This window comes from Pseudomonas sp. SDO5591_S426 (assembly GCF_054070755.1).
Genome location: NZ_JBSVXD010000043.1, coordinates 1 through 11877, shown reverse-complemented (window position 1 = coordinate 11877; position 11877 = coordinate 1). Strand labels below are relative to the sequence as shown.

Annotated in this window: 11 protein-coding genes; 6 read left to right on the top strand and 5 right to left on the bottom strand. The window is 60.0% G+C overall.

Annotated features, from left to right (window positions below):
• Positions 1–102: 102 nt before the first annotated feature.
• On the top strand, positions 103–1020 hold the full coding sequence (locus ACW9JC_RS11635) for a 1-aminocyclopropane-1-carboxylate deaminase/D-cysteine desulfhydrase (RefSeq protein WP_457455087.1): 918 nt from the start codon (positions 103–105) through the stop codon (positions 1018–1020).
• Between the two features lie 35 nt (positions 1021–1055).
• Here ACW9JC_RS11635 and ACW9JC_RS11630 read toward each other — a convergent pair whose 3' ends face one another.
• A complete protein-coding gene (locus tag ACW9JC_RS11630; protein ID WP_457455076.1) occupies positions 1056–1604 on the bottom strand; it encodes a cytochrome b in 549 nt (182 codons plus the stop codon).
• 321 nt (positions 1605–1925) lie between these two features.
• Between ACW9JC_RS11630 and ACW9JC_RS11625 the strand changes: the two genes are divergently transcribed.
• The gene (locus ACW9JC_RS11625; RefSeq protein ID WP_457455075.1) at positions 1926–2294 is read left to right on the top strand and encodes a hypothetical protein; all 369 of its coding nucleotides are present in this window, start codon (positions 1926–1928) and stop codon (positions 2292–2294) included.
• A gap of 67 nt (positions 2295–2361) precedes the next feature.
• On the opposite strand, the gene phnX is transcribed toward ACW9JC_RS11625, so the two are convergent.
• A complete protein-coding gene (phnX, locus tag ACW9JC_RS11620) occupies positions 2362–3189 on the bottom strand; it encodes a phosphonoacetaldehyde hydrolase (protein ID WP_338581956.1) in 828 nt (275 codons plus the stop codon).
• Positions 3190–3345: 156 nt separating this feature from the next.
• Positions 3346–4455, bottom strand: a complete 1110-nt coding sequence (locus tag ACW9JC_RS11615; protein ID WP_457455074.1) for a 2-aminoethylphosphonate--pyruvate transaminase — start codon at positions 4453–4455, stop codon at positions 3346–3348.
• Between the two features lie 109 nt (positions 4456–4564).
• Here ACW9JC_RS11615 and ACW9JC_RS11610 point away from each other — a divergent pair, with 109 nt between their 5' ends.
• A complete protein-coding gene (locus tag ACW9JC_RS11610; protein ID WP_457455073.1) occupies positions 4565–5428 on the top strand; it encodes a LysR substrate-binding domain-containing protein in 864 nt (287 codons plus the stop codon).
• 121 nt (positions 5429–5549) lie between these two features.
• On the opposite strand, the gene ACW9JC_RS11605 is transcribed toward ACW9JC_RS11610, so the two are convergent.
• Positions 5550–6422 (bottom strand): LysR family transcriptional regulator, encoded by an 873-nt coding sequence (locus ACW9JC_RS11605; RefSeq protein ID WP_338581953.1) that lies wholly within the window; start codon positions 6420–6422, stop codon positions 5550–5552.
• A 269-nt stretch (positions 6423–6691) separates the two neighbouring features.
• Between ACW9JC_RS11605 and ACW9JC_RS11600 the strand changes: the two genes are divergently transcribed.
• Positions 6692–8017: an MFS transporter gene (locus ACW9JC_RS11600; protein ID WP_457455072.1), complete on the top strand. Its 1326-nt coding sequence runs from the start codon at positions 6692–6694 to the stop codon at positions 8015–8017.
• 70 nt (positions 8018–8087) lie between these two features.
• The gene (locus tag ACW9JC_RS11595; RefSeq protein ID WP_457455071.1) at positions 8088–9479 is read left to right on the top strand and encodes an FAD-dependent oxidoreductase; all 1392 of its coding nucleotides are present in this window, start codon (positions 8088–8090) and stop codon (positions 9477–9479) included.
• Positions 9480–9482: 3 nt separating this feature from the next.
• Here ACW9JC_RS11595 and ACW9JC_RS11590 read toward each other — a convergent pair whose 3' ends face one another.
• Positions 9483–10913, bottom strand: a complete 1431-nt coding sequence (locus ACW9JC_RS11590; protein ID WP_457455070.1) for a type VI secretion system Vgr family protein — start codon at positions 10911–10913, stop codon at positions 9483–9485.
• 216 nt (positions 10914–11129) lie between these two features.
• Between ACW9JC_RS11590 and ACW9JC_RS11585 the strand changes: the two genes are divergently transcribed.
• A complete protein-coding gene (locus ACW9JC_RS11585) occupies positions 11130–11834 on the top strand; it encodes a YebC/PmpR family DNA-binding transcriptional regulator (RefSeq protein WP_053161495.1) in 705 nt (234 codons plus the stop codon).
• Positions 11835–11877 lie beyond the last annotated feature (43 nt).

Sequence of the window (11877 nt, the reverse complement as noted above, 5' to 3'; positions counted from 1 at the left end):
CGATTTACCGGATTTGCGACTGCTGCGCAGTCGAGCGGGAGCAAGCTCCCTCGCCACAGTTTGATTGCTAAGATGCCGGATCTTCATCCAGAACCGGCATCGATGCTTTTCTCTCTCAACGACTGGCTCCCCCAAGCCCCCCTCGAACCTCTTTCTCTCGACTGGCTCACCACGGCCGGCATCGAAGTCGCGATCCTGCGTCTTGATCAGATCGACCCACTGATCAGCGGCAACAAATGGTTCAAGCTGATTGAACACCTCAAAGTCGCTGAACAGTCTGGTGCTAAAGGCATCATCAGCCTCGGTGGAGCGCATTCCAATCATCTGCATGCATTGGCCGCGGCCGGCAAGCGGTTCGGGTTTTCCACGGTTGGCCTGTTGCGCGGGCATCCGCAAGAAACTCCGACGGTGAAAGACTTGCAGGCGTTCGGCATGCAGTTGCACTGGTTGGGTTATGGCGGTTATCGAGCGCGGCACGAACCGGGTTTCTGGTTGCCATGGAAAGAGCAGTATCCCGATCTGCAGCCTGTTCCCGAAGGTGGCGGCGGTTTGCCGGGTGCGCGAGGCTGCATGCAGCTCAAGGATCAGGTCCGCAAGCAATTGCCTCATTTGGGTTGGAGCGATTACGACGGTTGGTGGCTGGCCTGTGGAACCGGAACAACCTTGGCGGGCCTGGTTTTGGCCGAAGCGGGAGAGCACGCGGTGTATGGCGCGCTGGCAGTACCTGACGATCATGGTGTAGCGCAGCAGGTCGAAAGGATTATTCAGCAGACGGGTGGATTGGCCTATGAACTGATCGATGCCAGCCGTGGCGGCTTCGCCAAAGTTGATACGCCGCTAATCGAATTCATCGAACAGACCGAGCAGGCCAGCGGCGTTCCTCTTGAGCCGCTATACACCGGCAAGGCATTGCTGGCGCTCAGGCAGCAGGTCGAAGCAGGGCGATTCAAAGAGGGCACACGCCTGATCTTCGTTCATACCGGCGGCTTGCAGGGCCGCCGTGGATTCACACAAGTCTGAAGACCTCTGCATACCCCTGTAGGAGTGTGTTGACGTTAAGTGCGCTTGGGCATCATCCGCAACAAGGTGTTATCGCCCACCACATAGTGGTGATACAGCCCGGCCACGGCATGCAGGCCGATCAGCCAGTAGCCGATAGTGCCGCCCAGGACGTGCCAGCCCTGAAGCTCTTTGGCCAGTTCCTTGTTTTCGGCCATCAGCAGCGGCAGGTCGAGGCCGTAGAACATCACTTGATTGCCTTTGGCACTGGTGATCAGCCAACCCAGCATTGGCATGGCGATCATGAAAATGTACAGCGCCCAGTGCATCAGCTTTGCCAGTGCTATCTGCCAGTGCGGCGAGGCCGGGAAGATCTGCGGTGCGGGGCCGAGGCTGCGAGCGAACAACCGCACCCAGACCAACACGAATACCGTCAGGCCGAGCATGAAGTGCGATTCAACGATCAGCGTTCGCCCGCCACTGCCCTTGGGAAAGACCCCGCGAAGCTCGATACAGGCGTAAACCAGCGCCAGCAAGACCAGCATCAACCAATGCAACGCGATCGATACGGTGCTGTAGCGCGAGGCGGAATTTTTCCACGGCATACGGTGTTCCTCACGGGACGGATCCAACCACCGTTCTTGTGTGACGGCGTGCTTTAACTGTAATCCTGTTTGTATGGGATTGCCTGGCGCACGCAGGCTTTTCTGTCGCATGCGAACATGAAGAAAGTTTCACGTAAATAAAATAACCTCACGCTGTTTGAAAATGGCTGATCAGGTGTAGGGCGATTCTGTTTGTACCGTATTTCCAGTTTCAGGCTTGAGTGACGAAGGTAGTTGATTAATATGCATCCGGCGTGGCGGCTGATTTAAAGGGTTTGCCATGTTTCTGGTATTTATTAATTTGCGATCAAAGGAATGAGCATGAATGACAATGTGAACGGAGTCCGTGGTGAAGTGAGCGAGTACACCTGGGGAAGAATGTGGTCCGACGGAACAAAAGAGTTTAACAACGGCGCCATTCAATATGCCGATGGCTCGCTCGAGTTTGATGGTTTGACGTTTTACCCGGATGGGGTTGTCATCGATGCGACGGGGCAGCAGGTAGGGCTGGTCGAGCCCACCGGCGAGGCACCGGACGATGCTGAAACAAAGGTCGTCGAAAATGCCGAATCTGTTGAGCAAGAGGAAGTGGCGGACACCACGAATCCAACGGATGAAGTTCAAGCGTTGATTATTGAAGATGAGGATGATGCCGAGATCTACATTCCTCTCGGTAGCGACGAGCGATAATTGATGTTGCTGTAAATCGAAGACATAAAAAAGCCGTAGTGCTCACTTGAGTACTACGGCTTTTTACTTACTGGTTTTGCGGCATTTCGCCGTTGGCCAAACGTTTGTTGATATCGGCAATCACTTCCGGCAAGTCGGTAATGGTGTCGATCATGTAATGCGGACGCGAACCTTCGAACATTGCATGAATTCGCTTGCGTTCGCTGTCCAGGGTGTCGCTGGCCAGTGCGCGATAACCTTCATAGTCCAGCCCCAGCGCGTTACCCGAGCAGATCAGCGCCACGGTCCACATGCCGGCACGACGGCCTTCGAGAATGCCCGGCACGGTGTCGTCGATTTTCACGCAAGCCGCGACATCGTCGATGCCTAGGGCGATCACGTTGGCCAATGCCTGGGCTGGCCAAGGGCGACCATTGGGGACTTCGTCGGTGGCGACCACGTGGTCGGCGATGTAACCGTTGGTGGCGGCCAGTTCGACGACTTTGTCCATGACCTGTTTCGGGTAGCCCGAGCAGGAGCCGATCTTGATCCCTTGCTGGCGCAGGTTGGCGATGGTGTCCAGGGCGCCCGGAATCAGCGCCGAGTGTTCGGCGATTTTCTCGATCTGCAACGGCATGAAGCGTTGGTAGATGGCGGTGACGTCATCGTCGGTCGGCGTGCGGCCGAACACTTTGCGATAACGCTCGGCAACTTCCGGCTGATCGCACAGCGTGCGGATGTGGTCCCACTTGCCCATGCCCATCGGGCCGCGGGCTTCTTCGATGGAAACCTGGACGTCGAACTCGGCGAAGGCTTCGACAAAAATCTGCGTCGGCGCGAAGGAGCCGAAGTCGACGACGGTGCCGGCCCAGTCGAGGATGGCGGCTTGCAGTTTGGTTGGGTTGGTGTAGTTCATGGCAATTAATTTCCTGTAAACAACTGACTATTGGAGAGCAGCTTTTACTGTGGGAGCGAGCTTGCTCGCGATGGCGGTCTTTCATTCAACATGTGTGCTGACTGGTCTGGCCTCATCGCGGGCAAGCCCGCTCCCACAGGGGGAAGGTGGTGTGGTTCAGATTTCGAGCACTTCCATCTCGCGCAACACTTCAGCGATGGCCGCCACGGCTTCGCGCATCTCCGCCGGCTGGACGTGACCGATGCAACCCACGCGGAAGGTTTCGACCTGGGTCAGTTTGCCGGGGTAGAGGATGTAACCCTTGGCCTTGACCCGTTCGTAGAACTCCTTGAACTGGTAGCGCGGGTCTTTCGGGGCGTGGAAGGTGGCGATGATCGGTGCCTGGATCGAGGCAGGCAGGAAGCTGCGCAGGCCCAGTTTGCCCATCTCTTCCATCAATGCCTGGCAGTTGGCGGCGTAGCGTTCGTGCCGTGCCGGCAAGCCACCTTCTTCGTTGTATTGCAGCAGGGCTTCATGCAGCGCCGCGACCACGTGGGTCGGCGGGGTGAAGCGCCATTGACCGGTCTTGGCCATGTAGCTGTGCTGGTCGTAAAGGTCCATCGCCAGTGAATGCGAGTTGCCGGCGGCGCTGGCCAGGGATTCTTTACGGGCGAAGACGAAGCCCATGCCCGGTACGCCTTCCAGGCATTTGCCGGAAGCGGCGATCAGTGCATCGAACGGTATCTGCTGAGCGTCGACGGGCAGGGCGCCGAAAGAACTCATGGCGTCGATGATCAGGCGTTTGCCGTGTTGCGCAATGACGTGGGCAATTTCCGGCAGCGGGTTGAGGATGCCGGTGCTGGTTTCGCAGTGGATCAGCGCAACGTGAGTGATGCCGGCATCAGCGCGCAGCAGACGATCGACGTCGGCGGCGGTGGTCGGTTCGTCTTCGGCGGTTTCGAAAGTGCTGAACGAGCGGCCCAGCACTTCGCAAATCTTCGCCAGGCGTTTGCCGTAGGCGCCGTTGATCAGCACCAACACCTTGCCATCGCGAGGCACCAGTGTGCCGATTGCCGCCTCGACAGCGAAGGTGCCGCTGCCTTGCAACGGCACGCAGTGGTGAGTGGCGGCGCCGTTGAGGATCGCCAGCAGTTGTTCGCAGAGGCTGGCGGTCAATTGGTTGAAGCGGTCATCCCATGAACCCCAGTCGACCATCATCGCCTGGCGGGTGCGGGCCGAAGTGGTCAACGGGCCGGGGGTGAGCAGGATGGGTGCGGCAGTACTCATTCTCGTGTCCTCGCAATCGATGGGATGAAGCTACGGGGCCTAAATTGCAATTTGCCGAGTTATCAATCAAATTGTTTGTTGTTATGCCAGCCATCAGTGAGGGTTATCCATGAACCTGTTTCAGCTCCGGGCTTTTGATGCCGTGGCCCGGGAGGGCAGCTTTACCAGGGCGGCCGCGCGGTTGTTCATCAGCCAACCGGCGGTCACCGGGCACATCAAGGCACTGGAGGAGCACTACCAGATCACCTTGTTGCGCCGCACCGCGCGACGGGTGGAGTTGACGGAGGAGGGCACCAAACTGGCAGCGATCACCCGGGCGATGTTCGGCTTGGCCGAAGAGGCGCAGGTGATGCTGGAGGCCAACCGACAGTTGCTGACCGGGCGCCTGGAGGTAGCGGCGGACGGGCCGCACATGGTCATGCCGATGCTGGCGAGCCTGCGCGCACGCTATCCGGGAATCACCGTGAATTTGCGCTTGGGCAATGCCCAGGAAACGTTGGCGGCATTGTTGTCCGAGCATGCCGACGTGGCGGTGCTGACCGAAGTCGAGCCGCGCAAGGGTCTGCACCTGCAAGCCCTGAGCGAATCACGCATTTGTGCGTTGGTGCCTGATGGGCATCCTTGGGCGCAACGGACTAAAGGTGTGCCGCTCAAGGAACTGGATCAGGTGATCATGGTGTTGCGTGAACCGAGTTCGATTACCCGGCGTACGTTCGATGACGCGTGTGCCCAGGCCAAGGTCAATCCACGGGTGTTGCTGGAACTGGACAGCCGCGAAGCGGTGACCGAGGCCGTTGCCGCTGAACTGGGCGTGGGCGTGGTGTCGTCGGTTGAGGTCAGCCATGATCCGCGAGTGGCGGCAGTGCCGATCATTGGCGAGGGGTTGGTGAATCGGCACATGATGGGGTGCATGGAGCGGCGGCGGGATTTGCGACTGATTCAGGCGTTTTTCGGGTTGGCACCAGGTAGATAGACCGAGTTGCCTGCAATCGCGGGCAAGCCCGCTCCCACAGGGTTTTATGCTGGTTCGCCGATATCGTGTACAACCCAGTACCTGTGGGAGCGTGGCTTGCCCGCGATGGCGTCGGACCTGCTTAAACAAGACTCTCGCGAACCATCTCCAGAAATGTCGCCACGATCCGCCGCGAACTCTGCTCGCGCAAGCACACCAGCGTTTCCGTCAGCCTGCGTTTGCAATCAGTTATCGGCAACGCACAAACCCGCGAATCCGCACCAAACTCGGCAGCCGAGACAACACCCACACCAATCCCCACCACCACCGCCTCACGCGCCGCTTCTCGGCCTTCGACCTGAATCGCCGGACGAATACGAAACCCGGCGCCGGCCATTTCTTCTTCCAGGGTCTGGCGAGTCACCGAGCCGATTTCCCGCAGCACCAGCGGCGTGTCGTCGAGGTCGGCGAGGGTGATGGATTCGCGGTCGGCCCACGGATGGTTGCGCGATACGAACGCCACCATCGGGTCGTTGCGCAGCGGCAGGGAGAGCAAGCGTTCATCGCTGACGTCACGACCCAGCAACGCCAGATCAGCCTGGTAGTTGAAGAGCCGGAACAGCGATTCATCGGTGTTGCCGGTTTCGATCTTCACGCTGATGCCGGGGTAACGCTCGCAGAAACGGGCGATCTGCGGCAGCACGTGCACCGGCGCATCCACCGCCAGGATCAGGCTGCCGGTCTGCAATGCCTGGGAGTCCTGCAACAGCTCCTGGGCCTCGGCTTCGATCACGAACAATTTCTGCGTGACACTCAGCAATCGCTCGCCAAGATCGGTCAATCGCACCGAGCGTTTGTTGCGGTGAAACAGCAAAACACCGTAGCGCTCTTCGAGCTTGCGCACTTGGTCGGAAATCGCCGGTTGCGTGAGAAATAGTCGCTCGGCGGCTTTGGTGAAGCTTCCGTATACGGCCACGGCATGGAAGGCTTTGAGCTGGGCGTGGGAAACCGACATGGGAAACTCCAGTAACAAGCTGAGCTTATTTGTGAAATACGATAAATCGATTTCACTTATTAATCAGTAATTGTTTTTATCCACCTCAGCCCCGGTGACTGCTCAGTCGAACAGCAGCGGGTGCCATGAGCCTGTGCGTGCAACTACAGGACTCATCTGACCGGAATCACCCACAGGGACAAGGTGATTTCGCAGTGCTCAACAATAAAAAACAAAGGCGTTTTCTTCCAATTCTGCCGGCACACTCACACCCTGAGGTCAGAACCACAATGAACAAACACATCGGCACCATCAAGCGTTGGCGCGTGCAGATCTTCGCGATCACCTGGCTCGCCTACGCCGCTTTCTACTTCACCCGCAAAGCGTTTTCCGTTGCCAAACTGGGCATCGGCGAAGACCCGACGTTCATGCTCGACAAAATGGCCATGGCCAACCTCGACGCCATTTACCTGACCGCTTACGCCATCGGCCAATTCACTTGGGGCATCCTCGCCGACCGCTTCGGGCCTCGCGTGGTGGTACTCGGCGGCTTGCTGATTTCGGCGGCCGCCGCGCTGGTGATGGGCACTTACGCCACGTTGCCGATCTTCGCTACTTGCATGTTGATTCAAGGCTTGGCGCAGTCCACCGGTTGGTCGGGGCTGTGCAAGAACCTCGGCAGTTTCTTTCCCTCCGAGCAACGTGGGCGAGTCCTGGGGTTGTGGAGTTCCTGCTACGCCTTTGGTGGTCTGGTGGCCTCGCCGTTTGCCGGTTGGTGGGCGTATACGCTCATTGGTAGCTGGCATGCGGCGTTCATTTCCAGTGCGGCGGTAGTTGGGCTGGTCGCCGTGCTGTTTTTTATTTTCCAACGCAACAAACCGGAAGACGTCGGCTTGCCGGCGGTGGAGCCGGAACCTGTGCTGACCGCTGAAGAAGCCGAGGCGCAAAGCAAAATCAGCATGTGGGAGCCGCTGAAGGAAATCCTGCGCAACCGCACCGTGCTGGTGCTGGGCTTGGCGTACTTCATGCTCAAACCGGCGCGCTACGCGATTCTCCTGTGGGGGCCGGTGATCGTTTTCGAACAGATGCCCTCGGTGGGCAAGGTCGGTGCGGCGATCATTCCGACGGCGTTTGAACTGGCCGGGTTGCTCGGGCCGATCATGATTGGCCTGGCTTCGGACAAACTGTTCGGCGCCCGGCGCATGCCGGCCTGTGTGATCAGCCTGCTGGCGCTGACCGTGTCCCTGGCGTTCTTCATGGGCGCCCTGCACACCGGCAGCGTGGCGTTGGTGGTGGCGCTGTTGTTCGTCATGGGCCTGACGCTCTACGGACCGGACTCGATGATCAGCGGCGCGGCCGCCATCGATTTCGGCACCGCCAAGGCCGGCGCCACGGCAGCCGGTTTCGTCAACGGCTGCGGCTCGGTCGGGGCGATTCTCGGCGGGCTGCTGCCGGGGTACTTCGACACCGTCACCGTATTCATCGTCTTTGCCGGTTGCGCGATGTTCTCCGCGCTGGTGTTGATCCCGCACTGGAACAGTCGCCCCGGTGGCTTGGGCACTCACTTTGCCTATGTGCCCAATCAGGTGATGACCATCAAAAGCCTGCGTACCTGAATCCCGTCCCTCGTCGCCTGCTGCACCTGCGGCAGGCTGGCGTGTGGACCACTGACCGGAGATTGACCCCATGAGACCCTTTTGGCTGGACCAGGCCTTGAAGGCTGATACATCCGAAACCTGTCCGCCACTGGAAGGCGACGCCCGCGCCGACGTGTGTATCGTCGGTGGCGGTTACACCGGGTTGTGGACTGCGATCATGCTCAAGGAGCAGAACCCCGAGCTGGATGTGTTGCTGATCGAGGCGGACATCTGCGGCGCCGGGGCCAGTGGTCGCAACGGTGGTTGCGCACTGTCGTGGTCGGCCAAGTATTTCACCCTTGAGCGGTTGTTCGGCGTCGAAGAAGCCGTGCGGCTGGTCAAGGAATCGGAGCGCAGCATCCACGCCATCGGCGCCTTCTGCGAACAGTACGCGGTGGACGCGGACTATCGCCTCGATGGCACCCTCTATACCGCGACCAACCGCGCCCAGGTCGGCTCGACCGACGCGGTAATCGCGGCGCTGGAGCGCAACGGCATCAACTCGTTCACCCAGCGGCCAGTGGCCGATGTGCAGCGCATGGCGGGCTCGGCCAAGCATCTGGAAGGCTGGTTTTCTCCGGCGGCGGCCAGTGTGCAGCCGGGCAAACTGGTGCGCGGTTTGCGCCGGGTGGCTTTGCATTTGGGGGTGAAGATTCATGAAAATACCGCCATGACCGGGCTGGAAGAAGGCAAACCAGCAGGCATCGAAACCCGTAACGGTACTATTCGCGCTGACCGTGTGGTGCTGGCGATGAACGCGTGGATGGCTCGCGCATTCCCGCAGTTCGAGCGCAGTGTGGCGATCGTTTCCAGCGACATGGCGATCACCGAACCACGGCCCGATTTGCTCAATGAAATCGGGTTGACCAGCGGCGTCACGGTGCTCGATTCGCGGATTTTCGTGCACTACTACCACAACACCCCGGACGGCCGGATCATGCTCGGCAAGGGCGGTAACACCTTCGCCTATGGCGGGCGCATGCTGCCGGTGTTCGATCAACCGTCGCCTTATGCCGGCCTGTTGCAGAGCAGCCTGGCGGATTTCTTTCCGGCGTTTGCCGACGTCAAGGTCGAAGCAACGTGGAACGGCCCGTCGGATCGTTCGGTCACCGGTTTACCGTTCTTCGGCCAGATGAGCGCCAGCGGCAACGTGTTCTACGGTTTCGGTTACTCCGGCAGCGGCGTCGGGCCGTGTCATATGGGCGGGCAGATTCTCGCTTCGATGGTCCAGGGGCTCGACAATGCCTGGACTCGTTCACCGTTGGTCAACGGGCCGCTGGGCTTCTTCCCACCGGAGCCGATTCGCTACCTCGGCTCGCTGATGGTGCGCAACGCCATCCGCCGCAAGGAGCGCGCCGAGGATCACGGACATCGGCCACGACACCTGGACGTGCGTCTGGCGAAGTTCGCGGCTGCTGCCGGCAAGGCCGACAAGGGTTGAAGGTCAGGGCCCCGGATTCGTGGGGTTGATCAGCCAGTCCAGCAGCAGTCGGGTATCGCTGCGCGGCGCTGGGGAGCGAGCGGGCCGGGGCGTGGGGCGATGCCCCAGGTTTGCGCAAAACACCGGCCGATCGGGGTCGCCGTCGAGAAAGCTGACCAGCCCGTCGCTGCCGGCCAAAGGCAGTGCGCACGGCTCGCTACGGTTGTCCGAAACAGCAAGGGCAACCGGTAGCCAAAGACCGTCGGATGCCTCGGGACCAGCGTTCGATGCCGGCCATAAACTGACCTCTATCCGGCCTCGCTCATCCACCGTCGCCGGTTGCCCGCCGAGGCCACACACTCGCGCTGGCTGATGACCGGGAATGTTCGGCCTCGGCTGTTCAAGCATCGGGCGGAACACCGTCGACCAGGGAACGGCAGTGAACTGGTTGCGGTAACGCGGCGGCAGGTCCGGCGTGTCCGGCGCCAGAATCGAGCCCTGTTGTCCTTGATGCCGCACTTGGGTCACCAGCCATTGATCGTTGAACCCTGACAGCGGATGTTCCGCCACTTGCACGATGCGGGCACTGCGTAATTCGCCGTGATTGCTTTGGCCGTGGATCTGCACTTGCTGGCAACGCAAGCGTTCCAGATGACGACGGGCGAGTTGATCGCGATGGCTCTTTTCGATGGCGGGGCGAGGCAAGGTTGGCGTTCCCCCGGCAATGGGGTGATTGGCCGCCCCGTCGTCGAGGCCTGCGGCGCCACGGTTTCTGCTGTCGAGTCGCGGCGACAGGAGCGGCGCGTCATGGCGCTGGAACAATTCACTGATCGTCGGTGCATTGCCGGCGTCGGGCGCATCGCTGTGGAACGGCATCAGCAGCGGTTCCTGCGGGAAACTCAGGCTGTCTTCGGCGAACACCAGCACATGGGCGTCGTGATGGTGTTCGAAGTGATAGTGAATGCCTTCCTCTTCGCACAGCCGTTGCAGCAGGGCCAGGTCGGTTTCGTCGTACTGAATGCAAAACGGCCGCAGCGGATATTGCCCGGTCGTCAATTCAAAGCGATAGCTGCTGTTGGGCAGGTGATGTTCCTCCAGCAACCGGCGCAGGATCATCGGCACGCTGAGGTGCGCAAAGATGCGCCGGGATCGAGACTGCTCCAGCGCTTGCATCGCCGGTACCAGCACCAGTTTGTAGCTGACGCGATGCGGCCCGTGATATTCGCGATTGACGCTGTGCAGTACGCCATGAATACCCGGACCCAGGCCGAAACCAAGGTGCGCGGGTTGTTGCAACAAGTGTTCGGGGGACATGGCCGGTGCCAGGCCGAGTACTTCGATGTCGAACCGATAGGGTTGGTTGAGGGCCTCACGACCGCTGAACCGTACTACCTGAAAGCTCAAGTCGTCGTCGAGAAGTGTCAGGGTGTAGGGACTTTCCTTGTCGTTATGCATCGAACGCGCTTCTGCCATGGGTACGGGCGAAGAGGGTACGAAACCTCAGCGGTTTATGGACATCGCAAACCGAAGTTTCAGAATCGCCCTACAACCGTTGGAGAAGATGTCGATTCGTGGTCAGAATTTTTGGTCGATTGCCAACTTTAGGCCGGGTAAACTTGCGCAAAGCGTCGGCCAATAGATGTCTCGGCGCCATAGACAAGAGAGTGAGTAATGGGCGCACAGTGGAAGGTTAAACACAAAGAAGCGGCAGCCAACGCCAAGGGCAAGATCTTCGGCAAACTGGTGAAGGAAATCACCATTGCTGCGCGCAACGGTGCCGATACCACCACCAACGCACACCTGCGTCTGGTGGTTGAACAGGCCAAGAAAGCTTCGATGCCCAAGGAAACACTGGACCGCGCCATCAAGAAGGGTGCGGGCCTGTTGGGCGAAACCGTGCAATACCATCGCGTGACCTACGAGGGCTTCGCCCCGCATCAGGTGCCGCTGATCGTTGAATGCGTGACGGACAACATCAACCGCACCGTGGCTGAAATCCGCGTCGCGTTCCGCAAGGGCCAATTGGGCGCTTCCGGTTCGGTGGCCTGGGACTTCAACCACGTCGGCATGATCGAAGCCTCGCCGGACACCCCGGACGCCGATCCGGAAATGGCCGCGATCGAAGCCGGTGCCCAGGATTTCGAGCCGGGCGAAGACGGCGCGACCCTGTTCCTGACCGAGCCTACCGACCTGGACGCGGTACAAAAAGCCCTGCCCGAGCAAGGCTTCACCGTGCTGTCGGCCAAGCTGGGCTACCAGCCGAAGAACCCGGTCAGCGGTTTGAGCGATGAGCAGATGGCTGAAGTCGAAGCGTTCCTGGAAGGCCTCGATAACCACGACGACGTGCAGGACATGTTTGTCGGGTTGGCGGGTTAATCACCAAAAGATCGCAGCCTGCGGCAGCTCCTACAGGGTTTTG

Coding starts and splice junctions, on each gene's coding strand:
- ACW9JC_RS11635 (WP_457455087.1), top strand. CDS start 103: ATGCTTTTCTCTCTCAACGACTGGCTCCCCCAAGCCCCCCTCGAACCT.
- ACW9JC_RS11630 (WP_457455076.1), bottom strand. CDS start 1,604: ATGCCGTGGAAAAATTCCGCCTCGCGCTACAGCACCGTATCGATCGCG.
- ACW9JC_RS11625 (WP_457455075.1), top strand. CDS start 1,926: ATGAATGACAATGTGAACGGAGTCCGTGGTGAAGTGAGCGAGTACACC.
- phnX (WP_338581956.1), bottom strand. CDS start 3,189: ATGAACTACACCAACCCAACCAAACTGCAAGCCGCCATCCTCGACTGG.
- ACW9JC_RS11615 (WP_457455074.1), bottom strand. CDS start 4,455: ATGAGTACTGCCGCACCCATCCTGCTCACCCCCGGCCCGTTGACCACT.
- ACW9JC_RS11610 (WP_457455073.1), top strand. CDS start 4,565: ATGAACCTGTTTCAGCTCCGGGCTTTTGATGCCGTGGCCCGGGAGGGC.
- ACW9JC_RS11605 (WP_338581953.1), bottom strand. CDS start 6,422: ATGTCGGTTTCCCACGCCCAGCTCAAAGCCTTCCATGCCGTGGCCGTA.
- ACW9JC_RS11600 (WP_457455072.1), top strand. CDS start 6,692: ATGAACAAACACATCGGCACCATCAAGCGTTGGCGCGTGCAGATCTTC.
- ACW9JC_RS11595 (WP_457455071.1), top strand. CDS start 8,088: ATGAGACCCTTTTGGCTGGACCAGGCCTTGAAGGCTGATACATCCGAA.
- ACW9JC_RS11590 (WP_457455070.1), bottom strand. CDS start 10,913: ATGCATAACGACAAGGAAAGTCCCTACACCCTGACACTTCTCGACGAC.
- ACW9JC_RS11585 (WP_053161495.1), top strand. CDS start 11,130: ATGGGCGCACAGTGGAAGGTTAAACACAAAGAAGCGGCAGCCAACGCC.